The organism is Streptomyces sp. NPDC017936 (assembly GCF_044328485.1).
In the GTDB taxonomy this organism is placed as follows: Bacteria; Actinomycetota; Actinomycetes; order Streptomycetales; family Streptomycetaceae; genus Streptomyces.
The window spans coordinates 347,628-372,414 of record NZ_JBIRHK010000007.1; the positions used below are offsets into that span (position 1 = coordinate 347,628).

24 protein-coding genes are annotated in these 24,787 nt (G+C 74.0%); 14 read left to right on the forward strand and 10 right to left on the reverse strand.

The genetic code is table 11. From position 1 onward, the window contains the following. Positions 1 to 115: 115 nt before the first annotated feature. Positions 116 to 1,261 carry a cell division protein ZapE gene (zapE, locus tag ACH4F6_RS17360; protein ID WP_397961010.1) on the reverse strand — a complete coding sequence of 382 codons (1,146 nt, stop codon included), beginning with the start codon at positions 1,259 to 1,261 and terminating at the stop codon, positions 116 to 118. On the opposite strand from zapE, the gene ACH4F6_RS17365 reads away from it, so the two are divergent. From ACH4F6_RS17365 to msrB, 4 genes are all read left to right on the forward strand, one after another. Continuing rightward, a complete protein-coding gene (locus tag ACH4F6_RS17365) occupies positions 1,260 to 2,111 on the forward strand; it encodes a pyrimidine reductase family protein (RefSeq protein WP_397961011.1) in 852 nt (283 codons plus the stop codon). The two genes, zapE and ACH4F6_RS17365, sit on opposite strands and share 2 nt — an antisense overlap. A gap of 195 nt (positions 2,112 to 2,306) precedes the next feature. Further along, positions 2,307 to 2,780: an indole-3-glycerol phosphate synthase gene (locus ACH4F6_RS17370; RefSeq protein ID WP_397961012.1), complete on the forward strand. Its 474-nt coding sequence runs from the start codon at positions 2,307 to 2,309 to the stop codon at positions 2,778 to 2,780. Between the two features lie 161 nt (positions 2,781 to 2,941). Then, positions 2,942 to 4,330 (forward strand): UDP-N-acetylmuramate--L-alanine ligase, encoded by a 1,389-nt coding sequence (gene murC, locus ACH4F6_RS17375; protein WP_397961013.1) that lies wholly within the window; start codon positions 2,942 to 2,944, stop codon positions 4,328 to 4,330. Positions 4,331 to 4,371: 41 nt separating this feature from the next. Further along, positions 4,372 to 4,779, forward strand: coding sequence for a peptide-methionine (R)-S-oxide reductase MsrB (msrB, locus tag ACH4F6_RS17380; protein ID WP_397961014.1), 408 nt, complete (start codon positions 4,372 to 4,374; stop codon positions 4,777 to 4,779). A gap of 247 nt (positions 4,780 to 5,026) precedes the next feature. Here msrB and ACH4F6_RS17385 read toward each other — a convergent pair whose 3' ends face one another. The 3 genes from ACH4F6_RS17385 to ACH4F6_RS17395 all read right to left on the reverse strand — a co-directional run bounded on the left by ACH4F6_RS17385 (position 5,027) and on the right by ACH4F6_RS17395 (position 8,566). Then, on the reverse strand, positions 5,027 to 6,094 hold the full coding sequence (locus tag ACH4F6_RS17385; RefSeq protein WP_397961015.1) for a YbhN family protein: 1,068 nt from the start codon (positions 6,092 to 6,094) through the stop codon (positions 5,027 to 5,029). Positions 6,095 to 6,413: 319 nt separating this feature from the next. Then, on the reverse strand, positions 6,414 to 7,880 hold the full coding sequence (locus tag ACH4F6_RS17390) for a sensor histidine kinase (protein ID WP_397961016.1): 1,467 nt from the start codon (positions 7,878 to 7,880) through the stop codon (positions 6,414 to 6,416). Further along, entirely contained in the window at positions 7,877 to 8,566 is a 690-nt protein-coding gene (locus ACH4F6_RS17395; RefSeq protein WP_397961017.1) for a response regulator transcription factor, read from the reverse strand. Before ACH4F6_RS17395 ends, ACH4F6_RS17390 begins: the two co-directional genes overlap by 4 nt. Before the next feature lie 152 nt (positions 8,567 to 8,718). On the opposite strand from ACH4F6_RS17395, the gene ACH4F6_RS17400 reads away from it, so the two are divergent. From ACH4F6_RS17400 to ACH4F6_RS17430, 7 genes are all read left to right on the forward strand, one after another. Next, complete coding sequence (locus ACH4F6_RS17400) at positions 8,719 to 10,056, forward strand: ferric reductase-like transmembrane domain-containing protein (protein WP_397961018.1); 1,338 nt, start codon at positions 8,719 to 8,721, stop codon at positions 10,054 to 10,056. Between the two features lie 10 nt (positions 10,057 to 10,066). Beyond that, the gene (locus ACH4F6_RS17405) at positions 10,067 to 10,465 is read left to right on the forward strand and encodes an FMN-binding protein (protein WP_397961019.1); all 399 of its coding nucleotides are present in this window, start codon (positions 10,067 to 10,069) and stop codon (positions 10,463 to 10,465) included. Position 10,466: 1 nt separating this feature from the next. Continuing rightward, positions 10,467 to 11,204, forward strand: coding sequence for an FAD:protein FMN transferase (locus ACH4F6_RS17410; RefSeq protein WP_397961020.1), 738 nt, complete (start codon positions 10,467 to 10,469; stop codon positions 11,202 to 11,204). 386 nt (positions 11,205 to 11,590) lie between these two features. Further along, positions 11,591 to 11,989 (forward strand): hypothetical protein, encoded by a 399-nt coding sequence (locus tag ACH4F6_RS17415; RefSeq protein ID WP_397961021.1) that lies wholly within the window; start codon positions 11,591 to 11,593, stop codon positions 11,987 to 11,989. A gap of 184 nt (positions 11,990 to 12,173) precedes the next feature. Continuing rightward, positions 12,174 to 13,316, forward strand: a complete 1,143-nt coding sequence (locus ACH4F6_RS17420) for an ABC transporter ATP-binding protein (protein WP_397961022.1) — start codon at positions 12,174 to 12,176, stop codon at positions 13,314 to 13,316. Then, the gene (locus ACH4F6_RS17425) at positions 13,313 to 14,032 is read left to right on the forward strand and encodes an ABC transporter permease (protein WP_397961023.1); all 720 of its coding nucleotides are present in this window, start codon (positions 13,313 to 13,315) and stop codon (positions 14,030 to 14,032) included. The genes ACH4F6_RS17420 and ACH4F6_RS17425 overlap by 4 nt, the downstream gene beginning before the upstream one ends. After that, positions 14,029 to 14,697: an ABC transporter permease gene (locus ACH4F6_RS17430; protein WP_397961024.1), complete on the forward strand. Its 669-nt coding sequence runs from the start codon at positions 14,029 to 14,031 to the stop codon at positions 14,695 to 14,697. The genes ACH4F6_RS17425 and ACH4F6_RS17430 overlap by 4 nt, the downstream gene beginning before the upstream one ends. 15 nt (positions 14,698 to 14,712) lie before the next feature. Here the strand turns inward: ACH4F6_RS17430 and ACH4F6_RS17435 are convergent, their stop codons facing one another. The 5 genes from ACH4F6_RS17435 to ACH4F6_RS17455 are packed head-to-tail and all read right to left on the reverse strand — an operon-like array spanning position 14,713 to position 19,734. Further along, the gene (locus tag ACH4F6_RS17435) at positions 14,713 to 15,000 is read right to left on the reverse strand and encodes a hypothetical protein (RefSeq protein WP_397961025.1); all 288 of its coding nucleotides are present in this window, start codon (positions 14,998 to 15,000) and stop codon (positions 14,713 to 14,715) included. A gap of 54 nt (positions 15,001 to 15,054) precedes the next feature. Beyond that, a complete protein-coding gene (locus tag ACH4F6_RS17440) occupies positions 15,055 to 15,654 on the reverse strand; it encodes a GTP-binding protein (protein ID WP_397961026.1) in 600 nt (199 codons plus the stop codon). Further along, positions 15,641 to 16,081, reverse strand: a complete 441-nt coding sequence (locus tag ACH4F6_RS17445) for a DUF742 domain-containing protein (RefSeq protein WP_397961027.1) — start codon at positions 16,079 to 16,081, stop codon at positions 15,641 to 15,643. The genes ACH4F6_RS17440 and ACH4F6_RS17445 overlap by 14 nt, the downstream gene beginning before the upstream one ends. A gap of 48 nt (positions 16,082 to 16,129) precedes the next feature. Further along, positions 16,130 to 16,606 (reverse strand): roadblock/LC7 domain-containing protein, encoded by a 477-nt coding sequence (locus tag ACH4F6_RS17450; protein WP_397961028.1) that lies wholly within the window; start codon positions 16,604 to 16,606, stop codon positions 16,130 to 16,132. Continuing rightward, a complete protein-coding gene (locus ACH4F6_RS17455; protein WP_397961029.1) occupies positions 16,603 to 19,734 on the reverse strand; it encodes an ATP-binding protein in 3,132 nt (1,043 codons plus the stop codon). The genes ACH4F6_RS17450 and ACH4F6_RS17455 overlap by 4 nt, the downstream gene beginning before the upstream one ends. A 293-nt stretch (positions 19,735 to 20,027) precedes the next feature. On the opposite strand from ACH4F6_RS17455, the gene ACH4F6_RS17460 reads away from it, so the two are divergent. Next, positions 20,028 to 20,984: an ABC transporter substrate-binding protein gene (locus ACH4F6_RS17460; RefSeq protein WP_397961030.1), complete on the forward strand. Its 957-nt coding sequence runs from the start codon at positions 20,028 to 20,030 to the stop codon at positions 20,982 to 20,984. Positions 20,985 to 20,994: 10 nt separating this feature from the next. Continuing rightward, complete coding sequence (locus ACH4F6_RS17465) at positions 20,995 to 22,749, forward strand: aromatic amino acid ammonia-lyase (protein ID WP_397961032.1); 1,755 nt, start codon at positions 20,995 to 20,997, stop codon at positions 22,747 to 22,749. 16 nt (positions 22,750 to 22,765) lie between these two features. On the opposite strand, the gene ACH4F6_RS17470 is transcribed toward ACH4F6_RS17465, so the two are convergent. Beyond that, on the reverse strand, positions 22,766 to 24,136 hold the full coding sequence (locus ACH4F6_RS17470; RefSeq protein ID WP_397961034.1) for a glycoside hydrolase family 43 protein: 1,371 nt from the start codon (positions 24,134 to 24,136) through the stop codon (positions 22,766 to 22,768). A gap of 226 nt (positions 24,137 to 24,362) precedes the next feature. On the opposite strand from ACH4F6_RS17470, the gene ACH4F6_RS17475 reads away from it, so the two are divergent. Continuing rightward, positions 24,363 to 24,779 (forward strand): ankyrin repeat domain-containing protein, encoded by a 417-nt coding sequence (locus ACH4F6_RS17475; RefSeq protein ID WP_397961035.1) that lies wholly within the window; start codon positions 24,363 to 24,365, stop codon positions 24,777 to 24,779. Positions 24,780 to 24,787 lie beyond the last annotated feature (8 nt).

Genomic DNA, 24,787 nt, shown 5'->3' on the forward strand with positions numbered 1-24,787 from the left:
GTTAACCCTGCGAAGTCGTCCGCAGGGTCAACTCGGCGTGGCGAGTCGAAGCGCGCCTCAAAAGCGAGGGGTGCGTGGCGCGATCCGGTCCTCCGGCCCGGGCCGGAGGGGCCGTCTACCGGGGCTCGGCGAGGCGCCGGCCGTCGCGGGCCAGCGCGGTGAGGCGGGATATCGCCCGGAAGTACTTCTTGCGGTAGCCGCCGTTCAGCATCTCCTCGCTGAACAGCCGGTCGAAGGGGAGTCCGGAGGCCAGCACCGGGACCTCGCGGTCGTAGAGCCGGTCGGCGAGGACGACCAGCCGCAGCGCCGTCGACTGGTCGGGGACCGGCCGCACGTCGGTGAGGCAGACCGCCCGCACGCCGTCGGTCAGGGCGCCGTAGCGGCTGGGGTGCACCTTGGCGAGGTGCTCCAGCAGGTGCGGGAAGTCGTCGAGCGAGGCGCCCCCGGTGGCGTGCGCGGCCTTCGTGACCTGTTCGTCGGAGTACGGCGCCGGCGCCTCGGGCAGGCCGCGGTGGCGGTAGTCCTCGCCGTCGATGCGCAGGGTGCGGAAGTGCGCGGACAGGCCCTGGATCTCGCGCAGGAAGTCGGCCGCCGCGAACCGGCCCTCGCCGAGCTTGCCCGGCAGCGTGTTGGAGGTGGCGGCGAGCGCCACGCCCGCCTCGACCAGCTTGCCGAGCAGCGTGGAGACGAGGACGGTGTCGCCGGGGTCGTCCAGCTCGAACTCGTCGATGCACAGCAGACGGTGACCGGACAGGGTCCGGACCGTCTGCTGGAAGCCGAGGGCGCCGACCAGGTTGGTCAGTTCCACGAAGGTGCCGAACGCCTTGAGCGCGGGTTCCGCCGGGGTGGCGTGCCACAGGGAGGCCAGCAGGTGGGTCTTGCCGACGCCGTAACCGCCGTCGAGGTACACGCCGCGCGGGCCGGCCGGGGCCTTGGGCGCCCTCGCCCTGCCGAAGCCGAGGAACCCCCGCTTGGCGGCGCCGGCGGAGTGCGCCCCGCCCAGCCCCGTCGCGAAGCCCTCCAGGACGCCGACCGCCTCGGTCTGGCTGGGCTGGTTCGGATCCGGGAGGTACGTGCTGAAGCGGACCGAGTCGAAGCGCGGCGGCGGCACCATCTCGGCGACCAGCCGGTCCGCGGGGACGTACGGCTCACGGGCGCACAGGGACAGCGGGGCCGCGTCGGCTGTCGGGCCGAGGCCGGGGGCGGGGGAGGAGGACGACACGGTTCCCCATGCTAAGCGCCGTGCCAGACTGCCTGACATGCGACGCCTGTTCCCTGTGACCGACCAGACAGCGGCCCGGACCCCGGACGGGGACGACGGGGCCCCGAGGATCCGTGCGGAGCGGGAGGCTCGTGAGTGGAGCCTCGACGAGATCGCCGACGCCTACGCCTATCCGGCCCCGGGGCCCGGCGGGGTCCGCCCCTGGCTGCGGGCCAACATGGTCTCCACGCTCGACGGGGCCGCCCAGCACGACGGACGCTCCCAGCCCATCTCCAACGCCGCCGACATGCGGATCTTCGGCACCCTGCGCGGACTCGCCGATGTGGTGCTCGTCGGTGCGGAAACGGTACGGCAGGAGGGGTACCGGCCCGCACGCGCGCGTGCGGAGTTCGCCGAGCGGCGACGGGCGGCCGGACAGGCGCCCGCCCCGGCGATCGCGATCGTCACGGCGAGCCTGGACCTGGACCTCTCGCTCCCGCTGTTCACCTCGCCGCTGGTCCCGACCCTGCTGCTGACCGGCGCCTCGGCCGCCCCCGACCGGATCGCGGCCGCGGAGAAGGCCGGCGCCCGGGTGGTGGTCGCCGGTGACGGCGCGGGGGTGGAGCCCGCGCGGGCCGTACGGGCCCTCGCCGGGCTCGGGCACACCCGGCTGCTGACCGAGGGCGGCCCGCGGCTGCTCGGGCAGCTGGTGGCCGCCGAGGTGCTCGACGAGCTGTGCCTGACCGTCTCGCCGCTGCTCACCGCGGGGGACGCGCAGCGCATCGCGGGCGGCCCGTCGGTCACCGTTCCGCACCGGTTCACCCTGGTGTCCTTGCTGGAGGAGGACGGGTTCCTCTATGGCAGGTACAGCAGGCACGGCGGGGACCGAGGGGAAGAACGGCGCGTGTGATCCGCCGGATCGGGGGCATCCGGGCTCGACACCCCGTGTCCCGACGACGGTGGAATCTGTAGTTCCGGTTAGCTCGGGGTGCGCAGATCAGGACCGCCGCACCCCGTGCGGCGGAAGATGACGGTTACCGCGGGGCCGGGCACGGCCCACGGAGGACCGGGGGCCAGGGGGCCCTCGAAGGAGAATGGGGCGCCGGTGTTCACCAGTGTTTTGATGATCGAGAAAGCCCTGACGTCCGCCGACGTGGAGTTCGTCACCACGTTGCACGGGGACGAGCCGGTCGCCTTCCACGTGCTGCTCCAGCCGCGCGGCGACCAGGCGGACCGGTTGCTGCGGGCCATCGACGACATCGCCCTCGGCGAGCTCGACGAGGCCGTCCGCGAGGGGGAGACGCCCGAGGGCGAGGAGGCCAAGAGCGTGGGGGAGAGAGCGCTCGAGGTGTCCCTCACCGCGCTGCGCTCCGCGGGGAGCGCGGCTCAGGGGCGGCTGGTGGAGGACCATCCGCTGGACGCGCTCAGAGGCGTCGTCGAGGAGGTGGGCGCGGACGAGGTGATCGTGCTGACCGACCCGCACTACGTGGAGGAGTTCTTCCACCGCGACTGGGCGTCCCGGGCGCGGCACAAGGTGGGGGTGCCGGTGCTGAAGCTGTTCTCGCACAGCAAGGCGTGAGGGGGCGGCGCGTCCCCCGGCGCGGGCGCGCCGGCGCAGGCCGCGCCCGCGCGGCGGAGCCGCACACCGGTACGGTCCGGTGCCCCTGGCTGGGTCCGGCGGGCCCCGCGCAATAAGGTGGGGGCGCTCATCCCCTGTCGTACGCACCCTGGAGAACACGCATGGCACCCGGCCTCCCTACCGCCATGGACCGACCGCACTTCATCGGCATCGGCGGCGCCGGGATGTCGGGGATCGCGAAGATCCTCGCCCAGCGCGGGGCCAAGGTGGCGGGCAGCGACGCCAAGGAGTCCGAGACCGCCCAGGCGCTGCGGGCCCTCGGGGCGACCGTGCACATCGGCCACGCCGCCGAGCACCTGGCCGACGACGCGAGCTGCGTCGTGGTGTCCTCGGCGATCCGGGCGGACAACCCGGAGCTGGCCCGCGCGGCCGAGCTCGGGATCCCCGTCGTCCACCGGTCGGACGCCCTCGCCCGGCTGATGGACGGACTGCGGCCGATCGCGGTCGCCGGCACGCACGGCAAGACCACCACGACGTCCATGCTCGCGGTGTCGCTGGGCGAGCTGGGGCTGAACCCCTCGTACGCGATCGGCGGCGACCTGGACGCGCCCGGCTCCAACGCGCTGCACGGCACGGGCGAGATCTTCGTCGCCGAGGCGGACGAGTCGGACCGCAGCTTCCACAAGTACGCGCCCGAGGTCGCCATCGTCCTCAACGTGGAGCTGGACCACCACGCCAACTACGCGTCCATGGACGAGATCTACGAGTCCTTCGAGACGTTCGCCGGGAAGATCGTGCCCGGCGGCACGCTGGTGATCTCCGCCGACCACGAGGGCGCGCGGGAGCTGACGCGGCGCGTCGAGGGCGTGCGGGTGGTGACGTACGGCGAGGCCGAGGACGCCGGCGTGCGGGTGCTGGCCGTGGAGGCGCAGGGGCTGAAGAGCCGGGTGACCGTGCTGCTGGAGGGCCGGGAGCTCACCTTCACGGTCTCCGTGCCCGGCCGGCACTACGCGCACAACGCGGTCGCCGCGCTGGCGGCGGGTGTGGCCCTCGGCATCCCGGCCGACGAGCTGGCGCCCGCCCTGGCCGCCTACACCGGCGTCAAGCGGCGTCTCCAGCTGAAGGGCGAGCAGGCCGGCGTCCAGGTCATCGACTCCTACGCGCACCACCCGACGGAGATGACGGCGGACCTGGAGGCGATGCGCGCGGCGGCCGGTGACGCCCGCATCCTGGTCGTCTTCCAGCCCCACCTGTTCTCCCGGACGCAGGAGCTGGGCACGGAGATGGGGCAGTCGCTGGCCCTCGCCGACGCCTCCGTCGTCCTCGACATCTACCCGGCCCGCGAGGACCCGGTCCCGGGCGTCACCAGCGAGCTGGTCATCGACGCGGCCCGGGCGGCGGGCGCGCAGGTGACGCCCGTGCACGACAAGGACGAGGTGCCGTCCGTGATCGCGGGAATGGCCCGGCCCGGTGATCTCGTTCTCACCATGGGCGCGGGCGATGTCACCGACCTCGGTCCGCGCATCCTGGACCGTCTCGCCCAGCAGTAGCCGTCTCGCACGGCCGTGATCCGAGTAAGGGGTTGGCCTTCATGTCGTACGACGTCGAAAAGCCCGACGAGCAGTGGCGGGCGGAGCTGTCCCCGGCCGAGTACGCCGTGCTGCGGCAGGCCGCGACGGAGCCCGCCTTCACCGGTGAGTACACCGACACCAAGGCGAAGGGCGTGTACTCCTGCCGGGCCTGCGGCGCCGAACTGTTCACCTCCGACACCAAGTTCGAGTCGCACTGCGGCTGGCCGTCCTTCTTCGACCCGAAGGACAGCGACGCGGTGGAGCTGATCGAGGACCGCTCGCACGGGATGGTGCGCACGGAGGTGCGGTGTGCGCGCTGCGGCTCGCACCTCGGGCACGTGTTCGAGGGTGAGGGGTATCCGACCCCCACCGACCAGCGGTACTGCATCAACAGCATCTCGCTGCGGCTGACGCCCGCCGAGGGCTGACGCCGCATCAGGCGCGCCGGTCCGGCTCCCGGCTTCCGGCCGGGAGCCGGACCGGCCTGCGCCGGTGGTCCCGCCCGCGCCCGCGCCCGGTGCCGGACGGACGGGCGCGGCGGCCCGAGGCCGCTGTGGCGGGGACCCGGCGGCCCGCGGAGGGCCGGCCCGCGCGCGACCGGCCCGTACGCCGGCGGCCGGCCGTCCCGGGACGCGGTGGTCCCGCCGGGTGCGTTCCCCGTCCGGGGCCGTGTGCTCAGAGGGCTTCGCGGTGCACCAGCGCCGACAGCACCAGCATCCCCGGCAGCAGCGGCAGCCAGACCGTCAGGGCGCGGTAGCCGATGACCGTGGCCGTGGCCAGGGCGAGGGGGGTGCCGTAGCCGGCCAGGGTGAGCACCAGGGCCGCGTCGATCGGACCGATGCCGCCGGGCGCGGGGACGGCGCCCGCCGCGGTGCTCGCGGCGAGGAACGCGAAGACGAGTTGCGGCCAGGAGAGCGGGACGCCGAGCGCCGTGCCGACCGAGGCGACGACACAGGCCTGGAGCAGCGGGGCAGCGGCCGCGCCGCCCCACAGGGGCAGGAAGCGGCTGGGGCGGGTGTGCAGGTCCCGTGCGTCGGTGAGGGCCGTGCGGACGAAGTCCAGGGCGGGGCGCCGGAGCGGGCGGACCAGGGTGAGGAGGGCCGCGGCCGCCGCGGGGACGAGCAGGAGGCCGGCGACGGCCAGGGCCAGTGTCCGCCCCTGCGGCAGCAGGCCGACGGGCGGTACGGCGGTCGGGGTGGCCAGCAGGAAGACGAGCAGCAGAGGTGTCTTCGCCAGTGCTCTGACCAGGGAGTACAGGGCGATCGAGGCCGTGGCCCGGGGAAGCGGGACGCCCTGGCGGCGAAGGAAGCGGACGGTGACCGCGTGGGCGCCGATGCTCGCGGGCAGCAGGTGGTTCGCGGCGCCCGCGGCGATCTGCGAGGCCAGCAGCAGGCCCTTGGGCAGCCGGTCGGGGAGCGCGCCCTGGCGGACGCAGGCGGCGGCGACCCAGCCGAGGCAGGTGAAGACCAGCCCGGCCAGCAGCCACCAGGGGTCCGCGGTGGCGAGGCGGGCGGTGCCGTCGCGCACGGCGCGCCAGTCGAACGCCGCCCAGATCCCGAGCAGCAGGAACGGGAGCAGGACCAGCGCACGGCGGGCCGTGGGGGAGGCCAGGGGGGTGCGGGAGGTGCCCGGAGCGGCGCGGGCGCCCGGCGTGGCAGGGGCGGCGGGGGCGGGAGAGGTCCGGTGGTGGTCGTCCGCGCGGGGGAGCGGGGCGGCGGGACCGTCGAGCGGCAGCGGGGGCACGGCGCACGTCGTCCTTTCGCGTCGCCTCCGCCGGGCGGCGGGGTGACGGATCGGCCCTGGGCAGGGGAGGAACAGGGGGAGAGCTTCCCCTCCGGTGTGACGGTGCGGTGTCCGGCGGCCGACGGTGTGGGGGCGGAGGGGCGACTGCGGTGCGGTGGCGCTGTGACATGTCTGCCCCGGCCCCCCGCCGCTCATCCCGCCGGGGCGACGCCGTGGTGAGCCCGGCCGGCCCGAGGGGCCCGGCCGGTCATCCGCGTACGGCCGGTCATCCGCGTACGGCCGGTCATCCGCGTACGGCCGGTCATCCGCGTACGGCCGGTCATCCGCGTACGGCCGGTTCCCGTGGGAGGGTCAGGACGAAGACCGTCGGGGCCGGGGCGGCGTCCGGGGCGGCGGTGTCCAGGGCGAGGGTCCCGCCGTGCGCCTCGACGAGGGAGCGGGCCACCGCCAGGCCCAGACCGCTGCCCCCGCGGTCGCGGCTGCGGGCCTTGTCGACGCGGTAGAAACGGTCGAAGACCCGCTCCCGGTCGCCGGGCGGGATGCCGGGGCCCCGGTCGGCGACACGGACGCACGCCGTGTCCGCGGTGACCGACACCGCGACGGACACCGGCGTGCCGGCCGGGGTGTGCACGGCCGCGTTGGTGAGCAGGTTGTCCAGGACCTGCCGGACGCGCTGCGGGTCGAGCCGCAGCCGGACCGACGACGGCCCCGGCGCCACCGCCAGCGGATGGCCGGGGTGGCTCGCCCGGAAGGCGTCGGCGGCCTGCTCGACCAGCTCCACCAGGTCGGTGTCCTCCCTGCGCAGCGGTGTCTCGACCTCCGCCGCGTCCAGGCGGGCGAGCAGCAGGAGGTCGTCGAGGAGGACGCCCATGCGCGCGGCCTCGGCCCGCAGCCGGGCCAGGTGCCTGTCGCGCTCCTCGGGTGCGTTGGCGGCCGCGTACTGGAACAGGTCCGCGTAGCCGCGCACCGACATCAGCGGGGTGCGCAGCTCGTGCGAGGCGTCCGCGACGAAGCGGCGCAGCCGCTGCTCGGCCTCCGCGCGGACGGCGAGGGAGTCGTCGATGTGCTCCAGCATCGTGTTGAACGCGGTGCGCAGCTCCTCCACCTCCGGGGCGCCGCCGGACCGGGGGGCGCGCAGCGGCAGCCGCGCCGCCGTCTCCGTCAGGTCGTGCGAGGCGATGCCGTGCGCGGTGTGCGCCATGTCGCTCAGGGGCTTCAGTCCGCGGCGCAGCAGGGCCCGGCCGAACACCACCAGGGCCAGCAGCGCGAGGACGAAGGTGACCACCTGGACCGTGATCAGCCGGCCCAGGGTGTCCTCGATGTCGTCCATGGGCGCGGCGCTGACCAGCACGACGCCCGGCTCCACCTCACAGGCGCGCAGCCGGTACGCGCCCTTTCCCGTCAGGTGCCCGGTCCGCACGACCTCCGTGTCCGCGACGGTCCGGGCCCTGGCCACGGCGGTGAAGTCGTCGACGTCCTCCGGCAGGTCGGCCGGGTCCTCGGGCTCGCGCAGCACGGGCGTGCCGTCCGACACGTCGTACACGGCGTAGAACCAGCTGTAGTACTTCTTGCCCGACAGCGTGCCGTGGTCCGCGATGCTCTTGGACTGGGCGATCTGGCCCTGCGCCAGCTGCGTGTCGAGCTGCGCCGACAGGTAGTCGCGCATGGACGTCGTCAGCGCGGTGCCGACGACGGCGAACACGACCAGCGCCAGCGCCCCGAGGCCCAGCGCCAGCCGGGTGCCGAGCCGCATGCCGCGGTACGCCCGTCCGGCCCGCCGGATCACTCCGGCGCCTGCCGTATCACGTACCCGAACCCGCGCACGGTGTGGATCAGCGGCTCGCCCGCCGCGTCCAGCTTGCGGCGCAGCCGGCTGACGACGAGCTCGACGACGTTGGAACGCCCGCCGAAGCCGTACTCCCAGACGTGGTCGAGGATCTGCGCCTTGGTCAGCACGGTCGGCGACTTGCGCATCAGGTAGCGCAGCACCTCGTACTCGGTGGGGGTGAGGGTGAGCAGCTTCTCGCCGCGCCGCACCTCGCGGGTGTCCTCGTCCATCGTCAGGTCCCCGGTCCGCAGCACCGACCGCTGGAAGGCGGGGCCCGTGCTGCGCCGCAGCACGGTCCGCAGCCGGGCCATCAGCTCCTCCACGGCGAACGGCTTCACCAGGTAGTCGTCGCCGCCCCGGGTCAGTCCCGCGACCCGGTCGGCGACCCCGTCGCGGGCCGTGAGGAACACCACCGGCACCATCGTCCCGGAGCGGCGCAGCCGGTCCAGGACGCCGAAGCCGTCGACGTCGGGCAGCATCAGGTCGAGCACCACGATGTCCGGCCGGAACTCGGCGGCGCGGCGCAGCGCCTCCTCACCCGAGTTCGCGGTGACCGCCTCCCAGCCCTCGTAGCGGGCGACCGTCGCCACGAGATCGGCGATCGGCGGGTCGTCGTCCACCACGAGGAGTCGTACTTTTTCCACCCGCTCATACTGCGGCACCCGGCCCCCGGCGGAAGGCCCCGGTCCCGCACGCGGACGGATCGATACGCTCTTGAAAGTTGTACGACAGGATTTCGACAGCTCCGGACAGCGAAGCTCGGTGTCCTGAGGACCCGATCGAGGAGTTTCCGTCCGTGACGACCGTCCAACCGCCCCCCACGCCCCCCACGGCGACACGTCCCCGAACAGTGGCCCGCACCGGGCTGTACGCCGTGCTGGCCGCGAACGCGGCCGTCGTGACCCTCCTCGCCGTCCAGGCGGGCTTCGCCTCCAACGCCCTGGTCGTGCTGGGCCGGTTCGCCGGCCTCTACGCCGCCCTGCTGATGGCCTTCCAGCTGCTGCTGGTCGCCCGGCTGCCCTGGCTGGACCGCCGGATCGGCATGGACCGGCTGACGAACTGGCACCGCTGGACCGGCTTCGGCCTGCTGTGGACGCTGGTCGGCCACGTGGTTTTCCTCACCTTCGGCTACGCCGAGTCCTCCTCGACGGGCCCGGTCGATCAGCTCGTCGACCTCGCGGGGACCGTCGAGGGCGTGCTGCGCGCGGTGGTCGCGTTCGGCCTCGTGCTGGTCGTCGGCGGTGTCTCCGCCCGCTGGGCCCGCCGCCGGCTCGCCTACGAGACCTGGCACTTCCTCCACCTCTACACCTACGTCGCCGTGGTCCTGGCCTTCACCCACCAGGTCGCCGTCGGCACGACGTTCACCGCGTCCCCGGCCGCCACGGCGTACTGGTACGGCCTGTGGGGCGTCGCCCTCGGCTCGCTGGTCCTGGGCCGGGCGGTCCTGCCGCTGTGGCGCAACCGGCGCCACCGGCTGCGCGTCGAGAAGGTCGTCCCCGAGTCGGACGACGTCGTGTCCGTCTACATCACCGGCCGCGACCTGGACCGGCTGCCCGCCCGGGCCGGCCAGTTCTTCCTGTGGCGGTTCCTGACCAGGGACCGCTGGTGGCAGGCGAACCCCTTCTCCCTGTCGGCCGCGCCCGACGGCACCCGGCTGCGCCTGACCGCCAAGGCGGCCGGCGACGGCTCCGCCGGCCTGAGGCACCTCGAGCCCGGCACCCGCGTCTTCGCCGAGGGCCCCTACGGCGCCTTCACCGCGATGCACCGCACCCGCCCCGACTCCCTCCTCATCGCCGGCGGCGTCGGCGTCACGCCGATCCGGGCGCTGCTGGAGGAGATCGACGGGCACGCGGTCGTCATCCACCGGGTGGGCGGCGAGCGCGACGCCGTCCTCCACGACGAGCTGCGCGACCTGGCCGTCGCCAAGGGCGCCGAACTGCACCTGGTCACCGGGCCGCCGGTGCCGGACCGGCTGGCGCCGCGCGAACTCGCCGCGCTCGTCCCGGACATCGCCGACCGGGACGTCTTCCTGTGCGGTCCGCCGGCGATGATGAAGGCGGTGCTGGACACCCTGCGCGAGCTGGACGTGCCCAAGCACCAGATCCACTTCGAACGCTTCAGCCTGGCGGGATGAGGAAGACATCGTGAAGCGAGCCGTACCCGTCCTGGTGCTGAGCGTGGCGGGGCTGATCCCCGTCTGGCGCTACGAGCCGTCCACCGGCGCCTCGACCACCACCTCCGTCGCCGCCCCGGCGCCGTCCGCGTCCGCCTCCTCCCCGGGGACGTCCACGTCCACCGGGACGACCGTGACCACCGAGAAGGGCGACGTCCAGGTCCGGATCACCTACGACGGCGACAGGATCACGGCCGTCGAGATGCTGAAGCAGCCGGACCACCCGCAGACGGCGGCGGCGGTGCCGAAACTGATCGCGCAGACGCTCCAGGAGCAGAGCGCGGACGTCGACACGGTGTCCGGGGCGACCGTCACGAGCGACGGCTACCGGGAGTCGCTCCAGGCCGCGATCGACGCGAAGGGCGCCTGACGTGCACCGGGTCGAGCACGTCATGGGCTTCCCGGTCTCGCTGCGCGTCGACGACGAGCGGGTGCCGGAGGGCGTCGCGGACGCCGTCTTCGCCTGGCTGCGCGAGACCGACGAGCGGTTCAGCCCCTTCAAGGAGGGCAGCGAGGTGTCCCGGCTGGACCGGGGCGAGCTGGCCGCCGACGAGGTGAGCGCCGACCTCGCCGAGGTGCTCGGCCTGTGCGAGGAGTACCGCGTCGCCACCGGCGGCGCCTTCGACGTACGGCTGCCCGGCCGCGGCCTCGACCCCTGCGCGGTGGTCAAGGGCTGGTCGGTGCAGCGGGCGGCGGAACTGCTGACCGGGGCCGGCCTGACCCGGTTCTGCCTCAACGCCGGCGGTGACGTGGTCGTCGCGGGCGGGCCCTGGCGGGTCGGCGTACGGCACCCCCACGCCGCCGACAAGCTGTGCGCCGTCCTCTCGCTCACCGACGCGGCGGTCGCCACCTCCGCGCGCTACGAGCGCGGCGACCACATCCTCGACGGCCGCACCGGGCTGCCCGCCACCGGCCTCGACAGCCTCACCGTCGTCGCCCCGACCCTCACCCTGGCCGACACCGTCGCCACGGCCGCCTTCGCCCTGGGCGCCCAGGGCGCGGAGTGGGCGGCGTCCCGGGAGGGCTGCGAGGTGTTCGCGGTGGTCGCCGGCGGCGGCGTGCTGCGCACGCCGGGCTTCCCGGCCGCCGGGGAGGGCGCGGCGGCGTGATCCGCGCCCAAGCTCTCGAGTTCCTCAAGTCGTGATTGGCGCGTCGTCCCCGCGGGGCATTCCCCCGCCACATGGATCCGCATCGTGAGGAACGGGGGCAGGAGAGATGGAATTCCTGATGATCGTGGGGTTCGCGCTCGTCGTGATCTTCGTGGTCGGGCCGCTGTGCGGAAGCAGGAGGCGGTCACGGCGCCGGCGCCGGGGCGGCTGGGGGGACGGCGGCGGGTACGGCTGCGGAGGGGGCTCCTCCTGCGGAGGCGGCTCGTCCTGCGGGGGCGGCGGCGGGGGCGACTGATCCCACGGGTCCCCCGACCCGCCGGACCCGCAGGACGTCCACCGGCGCATGCGCGTCGACCGGGAGCGGGCGGGTGTGGTCGACTGCGTCGATGAGCCTGAGCAGTGAAGTCTTCCTCCTGCGGGAGGACGGCGAGATCGACGTCCTGACCGGGGAGAGGGACGGCCGGCCCGACGGGATGGACCTGGCCGGGCCCGAGTCGTGGCGGACCGCGGTGTGGGGTTCGCGGTCGATCCGCCGGATCGGCGCCCGGTTCCTCCCGGCCCTGGTCAGCGTCCACCACGGCGATGTGGTCGCCCCCGACGAGATCCCCGCCTTCCTGGCCGAAGTCGCCCTGGTGCGGGCCCACCTGACGGAGCTCGCCCGGGAGACCCGCCGCCCCGACCGGACGGTCGAGCAGCACGCCGACCACATCGCGGGACGCCTGGACCGCATCGAGGCGAGCGCGCGTCACGCCCGACGGCTCGGCGGGGGGCTGCTGATCTGGTGAACACCGGGTGGTGAGCACCGCGTGGTGAACGCCGGGCGGAGGACGTCCGCGCCGCCCTCGGCCGTCAAGACCCCCGCAACACAAGCGGTCTAGACTCTCCCCGCAACGACCCGAACCGCAACGGCCCGAACGTGCATGGCCCAGAGCGGGCAGAACTTGCCAGACCCGAAGGGTATTCGGCGTTTTGATACGGATAGATTCAGTCACCAAGCGGTACCCGGACGGCACGGTGGCGGTCGACCGGCTCTCCCTCGAGATCCCGGACCGTTCGATCACCGTCCTCGTCGGCCCCTCGGGATGCGGCAAGACGACGACCCTGCGCATGATCAACCGGATGGTCGAGCCCAGCGAGGGCCGGATCCTCCTCGACGGCGCGGACATCCAGCGGCAGCCGGTCAACACCCTGCGCCGGTCCATGGGATACGTCATCCAGAACGCCGGTCTCTTCCAGCACCGCACGATCCTCGACAACATCGCCACCGTGCCGCGCCTGCTCGGCTGGGGCAAGGACCGCTCCCGCGCGCGGGCCCGTGAGCTGATGAAGCGGGTCGGTCTCGACGACTCCCTCGCCCAGCGCTACCCCTACCAGCTCTCCGGCGGGCAGCAGCAGCGCGTCGGCGTCGCGCGGGCGCTCGCCGCCGACCCGCCCGTGCTGCTGATGGACGAGCCGTTCTCCGCGGTCGACCCCGTCGTCCGCAAGGGACTGCAGGACGAACTCCTGCGCATCCAGGGCGAACTGGGCAAGACCATCGTCTTCGTCACCCATGACATCGACGAGGCCGTCAAGCTCGGCACGATGGTCGCCGTCCTGCGCACCGGCGGCCGGCTCGCCCAGTTCGCGCCGCCCGCCGAGCTGCTGTCCGACCCCGCCGACGCGTTCGTCGAGGACTTCCTCGGCGCCGACCGCGGCATCCGGAGACTGTCCTTCTTCTCCTCCGCCGGCCTGGACCTGCTCACCGCGCCGATCGTCGCGATCGACGCGAGCGCCGAGCAGATCGCCGCCCGCGGGGCCGCCGCGAACGCCCCCTGCCTCCTCATCACCGACGTCGACGGCAAGCCCCTCGGCTGGGGCGAGCCGGCAGACCTGACCGCCGGCCGCATCGACGCCGGCCGGCTGCTGCCGTACGGACGGCCGTTCGTGGCCGGCGCCGACTCGCTGCGGTCCGCGCTCGACTGCGCCGTGCTGTCGCCGACCGGCTGGGCCGTCGCCGTCGACGACGGCGGGCGGGTGACCGGCGTGGTCTCCCAGCAGACCATCGGCGAGGCGATCCGCGGCGCCCACGCCGCGGGAAGCCGGCCCGGCGAGCCCACGAAGGCCCTCGGATGAGCGGCTTCCTCGACGGCTTCTTCGACATCCCCAGCGACCTCCAGCACAGCTGGCTCGGCCTGGTCGGGCTGCATCTGCGCGAGGCCCTGCTGCCGGTGCTGGCCGGGCTGGTGATCTCGCTGCCCCTCGCCCAGCTGTGCGTGCGCTTCCGCTGGCTGTACCCGCCGGTGCTGTGGGTGACGACCGTGCTGTACGCCGTCCCCTCGCTGGCGTTCTTCGTCCTCCTCATCGACTACACCGGCCAGACCGAGCTCACGGTGATGATCCCGCTCACCGTCTACAGCCTCGTCGTCCTGGTCCCCGCGATCGTCGACGCCGTCCGCTCGGTCCCGCAGGAGACCCTCGCCGCCGCGACGGCCATGGGCTTCGGACCCGTACGCCGGTACGTCCAGGTCCAGTTGCCGATCTCGGTGCCCGCCATCATCGCGGGGCTGCGGGTGGCGACCGTCTCCAGCATCAGCCTGGTCAGCATCGGCGCCCTCATCGGCAACCAGGGCGCCCTCGGCAACCTGATCAACGACGCGAACATCTACAACCGGCCCGAACTCGCGGTGAACGCCGTGCTCAGCATGGCCGCCCTGGCGATCCTCGCCGACGGCCTGCTGGTCGTCGTCCGCGTGCTCCTGACGCCGTGGATGCCGCGCCGGGCGGGCAAGACACCGAAGGCCGGCCGGCCCGAGCCGGCCGCCGCAGCCCTTAAGGACGCAGCCCGGTGAACCTGCTCCACTTCATCAGCGCCTTCTTCGGCGACGGCGCCCACTGGCACGGCTACGACGGCATCCCCACGCGCGTGGGGGAGCACGTCCGGTACACCCTGGAGGCGCTCGCCGTCGCCGCCGCGATCGCCCTGCCGGTCGGCCTCGTCACCGGTCACTACGGGCGCGGCGGCAACGCCCTCGCCCTGATCGCCGTCGCCGGGCGGGCGCTGCCCACCTTCGGCCTGCTGGTGCTGATGACCCTGCTGCTGGGGTTCGGCCTGGTGAACGTGATGACCCCGCTGGTCGTCCTCGCCGTCCCGCCGATCCTGGTCACCACCTACGAGGCGATGCGCTCCGTCGACCCGGCGCCGGTGGACGCCGCGCGGGGCATGGGCATGAGCGAGGCCGGCATCCTCTTCCGGGTCGAACTCCCCGCCGCGCTCCCGCTGGTCCTCAGCGGCCTGCGCTCCGGCGCCATCCAGATCGTCTCCACGGCGACCATCGCCGCCTACGTCAGCCTCGGCGGCCTCGGCCGCTACATCGTCGACGGCCTCTACCAGCGCGACTACGAGAAGGTCGTGGGCGGCGCCACCCTGGTCGCCGCGCTGGCCCTCGTGACGCTCGCGCTGTTCTGGGCGGCCGGACGGGTCGCGGTGTCGGCGGGGGTGCGCAGGAGCAACTAGGGTCTGTCGTTCGGATCAGGCCGGCCGGACCGCCACGGCGTCCACCCCGCTCAGCGTCCGCGCCGGCAGACGCTCGCCCGACCGGGCGTGCACGGCCTTGCCGGGGGCCGCCGGCCTGCCGGGGTCGTGGTCGACGACGAACGAGCCCAGCCGGACGACGTGTTCGAGGCCGAGTCCCACCCCGGAGATGAGGACGAGTTCGCCGGGTGCGGGGAGGGTGTGGCTGCAGCCGGAGGGCGTGGGGTCGTGCGGGGCGGACGGGTCGGTGATCGTGCGCTCGTCGCGACGCGTGTCAGTGCCCACCGGCCCGCGGACCGAGGCTGTTCCCCGCGTCCACCGGTCCGCGCACGGAGCCCCTCACCCCTCGGTACGGGCCAGCGCCTGCTCCAGCACGACCAGCAGGGCGTCGCGGACCGAGCCGCGTTCCCGGGCGTCGAACACCAGGACCGGGACGCCCTCGGAGACGTCGAGGGCCCAGCGGACCTCCTCCAGCGTGTGCTCGACACGGCCGTCGAAGGCGTTCACGGCGACCGCGAACGGGATCCGCCTGTGCTCGAAGTAGTCGACGGCGGCGTAGCAGTCGTCGAGGCGGCGGGTGTCGACGATGACGAGCCCGCCGACCGCGCCCTCCACGATGTCGTCCCACATGAACCCGAACCGCTCCTGGCCGGGCGTGCCGAACAGGTACAGCTTCAGGGTCGGGTCGATGGTGATGCAGCCGAAGTCCATCGCGACCGTGGTGGTCGTCTTGCGCGGGGTGTGGCTCAGGTCGTCCACCCCCGCCGCGACCTCGGTGATGGCGGCCTCGGTGGTCAGCGGCTCGATCTCGGATATCGCGCCGACGGCGGTGGTCTTGCCCACGCCGAAGCCGCCCGCGATCACCAGCTTCACCGGCAGCGGCGGCGGTACGGAGGGCTGCCCGCCGGCGGGCCGGACGAGCGGTTCAGTCGGAGTCACGGAGTACCCCCCGGGAGTCGGGGATGGCGCGGAGGCCATCGATGAGCCTGCGCAGCACGGACGCGTCGTGGGTGGCGCCGGTGTCGGGCACGTGCACCGACAGGTGCCCCGCGGTGCGCAGGTCCTCGGCGAGGACCCGCACCACGTTCAGGTGCAGCCGCAGCCGGGCCGCGATCTCCGCGATGGACTGCGGCTGCCGGCAGGCGGCGACGATGTCGTGCTGCTCGAAGGAGAGCCGGTCGAGCGCGTCGAGCCCGGCGGCGGTGGCCACCAGCTGGGTCTCGACGGGCATCGTCCGGCCGGACGCGGTCTCACCCGCGCCCGCCACCCGGCCGGCGGTGACCAGGAAGGGCCGGACGGCGGACGCCGGGCCGGCCGGTACGGCGCCGTCCTCGCCGGGGCCGTGCGGGGTGCGGCCGTCCGCCATCGGTGGCTCGCTTCCTCTCTGGACCGTCGGTCTCCACGGCGCCGGGGGTCAGCGCGATCTGGTGGCGCCGACGCTGTTCTTCAGCTCCAGTACCAGCTGCGGGCTGAGCGCGGCGCCCGCGCGGTTGGCGAACACGGTCATCTCGTAGGCGATGTTGCCCAGCTTGGCCTCCTTGTCGGTGACCACGCCGAGCACGGCGCCGCTGCCGATCGCGGAGACCAGGACGTGACCGCCCTCCAGATCGATGATGACCTTGTTCAGGCCGCCCAGGCCGTAGTTGCCGGAGGCGCCGGCCGCCAGGCTGGTGATGCCGGAGACGATCGCGGCCAGCCGCTCGGAGTCGGCGTGCTCGCGCAGCTCCGACACGGCGATCAGCAGGCCGTCGGAGGACACCGCGATGGCGTCCACGACCCCCGCGGTCTCGGTGGCGAAGCGGTTGAGCAGCCAGGTGAAGTCGGCTGCGGCGGCCCGCAGGTCGGTCGGCGTGGTGTCTCCCGGGGAAGTCTCACCTGTCGACGTGCTCACTGCTCGGCTCCTTCCGGGAGATGGTTCTGGCACTGCGTGGGCCGGTGGTCGTTCCGGTCGTCCTGCTCGGTGGTGCGGGGGGCGGAGGGACGGGGATGCTCCCCCGTGCCGCCGCCGGTGTCGCGGTGGGCGCGTTCCACGGCCGCCTCGAACTCCTCCAGCGCGCTGCGCACGGCGTCCGCGTCGGCGGGGCGCACGGCGCGGCGCGCGGCCTGCTGCGCGGCCGCGTCGGCCGTCGTCCGCAGGGTGGCTCCCCGGACGCGGCGCCGCAGCGGCCGGGACCCCCCGTCGGCCGGGGCGGCGGCGCCGGGCACGGCCGTGCCGTGGGCGTCGCGCACGGGCTCTCCGGCGCCGGCCACGGGGCGCTCGGCGGTCGGCCGGGCGTCGGGGGCGCCCGCGGTGGGGCGGGAGCGCGGCGCGGCTTCCCCGGCGTCCGCCTCGCCCCGGCCGCCGGCGGCCGGCCGGGTGCCGGGCGCTCCGGCACCCGGGTCGCCCGCGGCGGTGCGGTGGTGCGGCGCGGGCGCTTCGGGGCCCGTCTCGGCGTGGACGGCGGCGGCCGGCCGGATGCCGGGGCTGCCCGGGGTGCCCGCGGCGGGGCGGTCGTCCGGTGCGGGCTCTCCGGCGTCCGCCTCGCCCCGGCCGCCGGGCGCTCCGGTGCCCGGGTCGCCCGCGGCGGTGCGGTCGTGCGGCGCGGGCGCTCCCGCGTCCGTCCCGTCTCGGTCGGCCGGTCGTTCGGTGTGCGTCCCGGCGGGCTCGACGGCCTCTCCGGACGCGGTGGTCCCGGCGTGGTCGGTCGCGGGGGCTCCCGCGTCGGCGCCGGTGCCGAGCGACGGTTCCGTCCGGGTACGGGCCGGGGAACCGGGCTGCCCGGCGTCCGTCTCGCTCCGGGCGTGGGCCGGCGGCTCCTCCGTGCGCTGTCCCGGGATGCGCGGCGCACCCGTCTCCTCGGCCGGGGCCGGCTCGCGCCGGGGGACCCGGCGGGGGAGCGGTCCCGGTTCCCGGGCGTCCACCGCCCAGGACGGTACGGAGACCGACGGCGACGGGCCGGCGGAGGCGGTGCCGGCGGCGGACCGCGCGTCCGGCGCCGCCGGGGACGGCAGCGCGTCGCGGGCCGGCGAGGTCCCCGACCCCGCACCGGCGCCGGGCACGCCCATCCCGCTCGGCGTCAGCAGCAGCGCCGACGGGATCGACACCTCCGCCGTCACACCGCCGCCCGGCGTACGGGACAGGGTGACGTCGACGTCCCAGCGGCGGGCCAGCGCGCCGACCACGAACAGGCCGAGCACCTTCGTCGGAACGAGGTCGAGGCGTTCACGGCGGACCAGGCGGGCGTTCTCCTCGGCGAGGCGCTCGGCGCTCATGCCCAGGCCGTGGTCGGCGACGGTGACCGTCGCTCCGTCGTCGCCGGCGTCGACCCCGACCTCGACGGGGCTGTCCTCGGGCGAGAACGACACCGCGTTCTCCAGGAGTTCGGCGAACATCAGCGTGAGGTCGCCGATGATGTCGGGCTCCACCATGACCTCGGTCCCGGCGTGCAGCCGTACCCGCTGGAAGCCCTCGATCTGGCCGAGCGCGGCGCGCACCACGTTGGTCAGCGCGGTCGGTCCGGAGTCCAGGACGGTCTCGCGGATGCCGGCCAGCAGCATCAGGCTGTCGGCGTTGCGGCGCAGCCGGACCGCGATGTGGTCGATGGAGTAGAGGCGTTCGAGCAGCGCCGGGTCGGTCTCGCCGCGCTCCACGGCGTCGATCAGCGAGAGCTGGCGGCTCGTCAGGTTGCTCACGCGGCGCCCGACGTTGCCGAACATCTCGGCGACGTTGCGCCGGCTCAGCACCTGGCGCTTCAGCAGCGCGACCGCCGTGGTCTGGACGTTGTTGAAGGCCTCGGCGAGCTCACCGATCTCGTCGTCGGCGGTGACCGGCAGCTCGCGCAGCCGCGGCGGCCCGCTCTCCTCGGCGTCGTCGTCGGCCACGCGGGCCAGCTCGCGCCCGGCGACGTCGGCGACCTCCTGCGCGGCGCCGGTCAGGGCCAGCACCGGGCGGACGACGGAGCGGCGCACCAGCACGGCGAAGGCGATCCAGAAGGCGAAGCCGAGCAGTGCCACGTTCAGCAGCAGGCTCGCCCGCCACTCGGCGCTGGACGCGGCCTCGTCGGCCCGGTCGGCGATCTGGCCGATGAGCGACCCGGTGATCTCCAGCCGGGTCTCCGCCTGCTCGTTGTAGAGGTGGTACGAGTCGAGCGCCGCGCGGAACGTCGTGCGGATCTGCGCCGGGGACCCGGACTGGAGGATGCTGGAGTCGACGGCGAGTTCGGCGTAGTGCTGGCCGATCGTCGCCATCGCGGAGTTGTGCTCGACGCCGCCGAGCTCCTCGCCCTGCGCCTCGGTCGCGAACCGGGTGAAGCGCTCCGACTGGTAGGTGTACACCTTCCGGGAGCCGATCGCGCCCATGAACTCGATGAGCGCGTTGCTGTCGCCGGTCCGGGCGGAGAACACCCCGGTCTCGAAGGCACCGTGGGCGGCGTCGGCGCGCAGCAGCGAGTCGAGCAGGTTGCCGGTGAAGGTGGTGGCGAGCGCGGAGTTGTGGTCCAGCCCGAGTCCGTCGATCAGGCCCTCGGCGACGCCGGCGTACGCCGGGTCGATGTTGTCGGCGGGGAGGTAGCCCTGCTCGATGGTGCTGCGCAGGCCGGCGAGACCCTCGACCTCGCGCAGGGCCTGCGCCTCACCGGCCGGCAGCCGGTCGCCGAAGGCGTCGCGCACCTTCTGGACCCGGCTGTCGACGTCGAGCTGGGCCACCCGGTACGTGGAGGAGGAGGGCGTGCCGCCGTCGAAGGACGCCTCGTGCCGCACCGACAGCAGGATGGCCTGCTGGTGTTCGGCCTGCACCGCCGCGACCAGTTCGGCGACGTGGGCGCTGTCCCGCACCAGCCGGGCGGCCGACTCCGCGCGGTTCGACTCCTGCACCAGGTCGACGATGAGGTACGTCAGGAGCAGGGCGATCACCGTCAGCGGGACGCCGACGAGAACGTTGAGCTTGCGCTGGAAAGGCCACCGGTCGGCGAAGCCCCGCAGTCCCCGGCGGGCGGACGCGGCTGCCGGGCGGGCGGGCGCGTCCACCGGGTTCGTGGACACCGGGCCTCCTTCATCGGGGTGTTGCAGCGTGCGCGCTGTGTGACCGACGTCAACTGCCGTGACGATATCGCTTCTTTGTGCGGTGATGGGCGTGGCCCCACGTCAAGAATCCATTACGAAGCGCAGCCCCATCAGAACACAACCGGTCACGAATAGAAGCCAATCGGTGACCCGGTGGCACTTGACGCATCGAGAAGAGGGTGGATTGGATCAGGTCGGGGGTTCTCGGCTCCGGTTGCCGCCCCCTCCCTCTGCTCCTCCCTCATCGACCTCCAGAGCCCGGAACGGGAACCGTGACTTCCAACGCCCACAGCAGCAGGTCCCTCAGGAACCACCCCGGTGCGGCGGCCGTCGTGCTCGCCGCCACGACGGCCCTGCTGGCGGGATGTTCCTCCTCCGACGACGCGTCCGACCCGCTCGCCGGGGACAAGGCGGACGGCGGCACGGTCGTCGTCGGCTCCAACAACTTCGCCGAGAGCATCCTGCTCGCCGACATCTACGGCGAGGCCCTCAAGGCCAAGGGCATCAAGGTGTCCTACAAGCCGAACATCGGCAGCCGCGAGACCACGTACGGCCTGCTCAAGAACGGTTCCCTCACCGTCCTGCCGGAGTACAACGGCTCGTTGCTCGCCTACCTCGACCCCAAGGCCGAGCAGAAGTCCGCCGAGGCGGTCAACGCGGCCGCGAAGGCCAAGCTCGACGCCAAGCTGACGCTGCTGGAGTCCTCGCCCGCCGAGGACAAGGACTCCGTCGCCGTCAACCAGGAGACCGCGAAGAAGTACGGCCTCACGGCCGAGTCGACCCTCGCCGACCTCAAGGACGTCGCCCCGGAGCTGGTCCTCGGCGGTTCGCCCGAGTTCCAGACCCGCCAGCAGGGCATGGTCGGCCTGGAGAAGGTCTACGGCGTGAAGTTCAAGTCCTTCAAGGCCCTCGACGCCGGCGGCCCGCTGACCCAGGCGGCGCTGAAGAAGAACACCGTGCAGGCGGCGGACATCTTCACCACCGACCCGACCATCACCAAGGAGAAGTTCGTCGTCCTGAACGACCCGCAGAACCTCTTCGGCTTCGCCAACGTGACCCCGCTGGTCTACAAGAGCGGGCTCCCCCAGGAGGGCGTCGACGCGCTCAACGCGGTCTCCGCCAAGCTCGACACGAAGACGCTCCTGGACCTGGACTACCAGGTGCAGCTGGAGAGCAAGGACCCGCTGGACGTCGCCAAGGCGTGGCTGAAGTCGGTCGGCCTCGGCTGACGTTCCCGGGTTGGACACGACAGCACCCGGACCGGCCCAGGTGCCTCCCGCCCCGGAGGCCACCCGGATCGTCCTGAACGGCACCACCCTCACCGTCGGCGAGCTGATCGCGCTCGCCGACGGCGTCGCCGTGCCCGCCGTGGACCCCGAGGCCCGCGAACGGGCCGTACGCTCCTGGCGAACCGCCCGGCGCCTGGCCGCGGGCGGCCGGCTGTACGGCCGCGGCACCGGCGTCGGCGCCCACCGCGCGGTGACCGTCGACCGCGACGACGAGACCGCCCACGGCCTGCGGCTGCTGCGCAGCCACGCCGGCGGCGCGGGCGCCCTCCTGCCCGCCCGCCAGGTCCGCGCGATGCTCGCGATCCGCGCCAACCAGCTCCTGGCCGGCGGCTCCGGCATCCATCCCGACTTCGTCGACGCCCTCACCGAGGCCCTCCGCCTGGGCGTCCACCCCGCCGTCAACGAGTACGGAGGCCTCGGCACCGGCGACCTGACCGCCCTCGCCCAGACCGGCCTGACCCTGATCGGCGAACGCCCCTGGCTCGACGACCGCCCGGCCGCGGCACGCCCCGGCGGGCGCGACCCGGGCCCGCACCCCGGGCCCGCCGGGGGCGAGGGCGGCCGCACCGCGGACGGACCGGGCGCCGACGCCGGTCCGGCCGGCGGGGCGGCGCCCCGGTCCGGAGCCCCGCCGGCCGTGCGTCCCGGCGGGGACGGTCTCGTGGACGGCCGGGGGACCGCCGGGCTGTACGACTGGCTGGACAACCGGGCGGACGGCGGCCGCGGGGACGCCGGCCCGGCCGTCCGCGTCCGGTCCGGCCGCCTCCCCGCGCCCGTCGTCCTGCGGCCCGGTGACGCCCTCGCCCTGCTCAGCAGCAACGCCCTCGCGCTCGCGCAGGCCGCGCTGGGCCGGTCCGCGCTCGACGTGCTGCTGCGGGCCACGCACGCGGTGGCCGCGCTGTCCCTCGCCGCGGTCTCCGGCTCGCCGGAGGCGTACGCCGCGCCGGTGCACGCCCTGCGGCCCTACCCCGGCGCGGCCCGCGCGGCCGGTGAGGTGCGGCGGCTGCTCGGACTGCCCGACCGGCCGTCCGCCCCCGGCCGCCGCATCCAGGACCCCTACGGCTTCCGGGCCTTCCCCCAGGTCCACGGCTGTGCCCTCGACGCCGCCGAGCGGCTGCGCGAGGTCGTCGAGGTGGAGATCAACTGCCCCTCGGAGAACCCCGTCGTGCTGCCCGGCGGCACCGAGGCCTACCACCACGGCGGCTTCTTCGCCGCGCCCCTCGGCCACGCCCTGGAAGCCGCGAACCTCGCCCTGCTCCAGACCGCCCAGCTCTCCACCGCCCGGCTGGCCGCGCTCGGCGACCCCGGGCTGACCGGCCTGCCCGCCTTCCTCGCCGCGGGCCCCGCGAGCAGCTCCGGCACGATGATCCTGGAGTACACCGCCCACTCCGCGCTCGCGGAACTGCGCGCCGGCGCGGCCCCCGCCTCCTGCGGGCACGCCGTCCTCTCGCACGGCCTGGAGGAGGCCGCCAGCTTCGCCGGCCAGGCGGCCCGCCAGACCCTGCGCGCCACGGACGCCTACACGACCGTCCTGGCCTGCGAACTCGTCACCGCCGTACGGGCGCTGCGCCTGCACCCCGCGGCGCCGCGGGTGGCCGCCTTCACCGTGGCGGACGCCGCCCTGCCGGGCGGTGTCGACGACCGCCCGCTGACGGGGGACGTGGCGGCCGCCGCCGGCCTGTTGCCGGTGCTCGCCGAGCTGTGACCGGGCGGACCCCGGCTCAGTAGCCGACGTGGAACGTGGCGTCCTGCCGCTCGGTCGCCGTCGAGACGGGGTCGATGCGCAGCACGTAGTTCGCGTGCCGGAGGTAGCGGGTCGGGTTGTTGTACGACCGGAACGACGACCAGCTCGCGTCCGCCAGTCCCGCCGTGCGGTGGAAGGTGGCGTCCGCGGCGAACGCCGACGTGCCGTCGTTGGCGTCCAGCCGCAGCTCGTAGTCGTAGTGGCGCAGGTAGCGGGTCGGGAAGTTCACCGACTGGAAGGAGACGCCGGAGGCGTCCGCCAGGCCCGGCACCAGCTTCCACTGCGCGTCGGTGTACAGGTCGAAGGGGTAGGCGTCGATGCGGCCCACGTAGTTCGCGTGGCGGACGTACCGCGCCGGGTAGTTGTACGACTTGAGCCGGTTCCAGGCCGGCGCGCCCCACTTCGCGACCAGGTTGTCGTACACCGTCGAGGTGATCGGCTGGATGCCGCAGTGCTTGGAGTTGACCGGCTGGGTGTACCGGCGCTGGTCGAGCGCCGTCCAGGTGCCGGACGCCAGGTCGGTGCTCTGCCAGGCGTAGAAGACGCCGTTGGGGGTGTAGGTGTCCCCCCACAGGTACCAGGTGGTGGACGTCAGGGACTTCACCACGGTCGGCGCCTCGGTGCCGCCGTGCGCGGCCGGCGTGCTGAAGGGGGTGAAGCTGCCCGGGGCGAGGGAGGTGGAACGGGCGCCGACCAGACCCTGGTCCCTCTTGAAGTACAGGTAGTTGACCCCGTTGACCCCGACCGTCAGATTGCCGTCGATGACGTCGTAGCCGGGGTCGAAGAAGACCTGGGGCGCGGAGACGGTGACGAAGTCGGTGGTGTAGTTCACCATGATCACGTTGTGGCCGCTGGAGTTCACCGACGAGTAGAGGATCCCGTACTGGCCGCGCCCCGCGTCCCAGAACGCCTCCGGGGCCCAGCTGTGGGTGACCATGTCGTGCAGCTTCAGGCGGTGGTAGCCGGTGAAGGTGCGCAGGTCGGCCGAGTTCCAGACGTGGATGTACTGGCTGTTGTAGCTCCAGTCGGTGCCCTTGAGGTCGGTGGCCAGCACCACGAAGGTGCCGTCCTGCTTGCGCAGGACGAACGGGTCGCGCAGACCGCCGGCCCCCTGGGTGGGCGTGACCACCGGGTTGTTCTGGTTCAGCGGCATCCACTCCAGCCCGTCCGTGCTGACGGCGAGATGGAGGCCGTAGTCGGTGCCGAGCCCCAGGCTGGTCGACTCGGTGAAGTACGCCATCACGTACGCCGAGTCGGCCGCGCGGGCGGCCGGGGCGCCGAGGGTCAGCGCCAGGGGGACGGATGCTGCCGCGCCGAGGAAGAGGCGGCGGGACGGGGTGGGGGTCATGTGCTCTCCACGGGGTGCGGGGGCCGTTGGGCGCACGGCGGGGTGCGGACGGACATCCGGGATTCGATATCCCGAACGAGGTTCGATGAATCGGTCAGACCGTAGGGGTGTGACGGGAACAGGTCAATCACTGGGACACGCTTGGCGGTTTCCCGCCGTCCAGCCGTGCGCCGGCCACGGGAAAACACGGCGATCACACGCCGGACAGGCCCTAGGCTCGGCGACCGTGAACAGAAGACGGCGCAAGAAGCTGGCGAAGAGCCTCGTCGCGGCGGCGATGTGCGAAGAGGACCGCCTGGTCGACCGGCTGCTGCGGGCCGGAGCCGACCCGGCGGCCCCCGACGCCGACGGCACGACTCCCTTGTACGCGGCCTGCGTCCAGGGCGCCGACGGCATCGCCCGCAAGCTGCTCGCGGCCGGCGCCCCGCCCGACGCCGAGAGCGCCGGCCCCGGCGCCGAGGGGACACCCCTGTGCGCGGCCGCCTGCTGGGGCCACGTCGAGACGGTCCGCGTGCTCCTCGCCCACGGCGCCGACCCCGCTCTCCGGGAGGACCACGGCACCGGGTGGACACCGCTCCAGTGGGCGGCGGCGGGACCGCACCCGCGGACGGCCGCCGTGCTGCGGGCCGCGGGAGCCCGCTGATCCGGCCG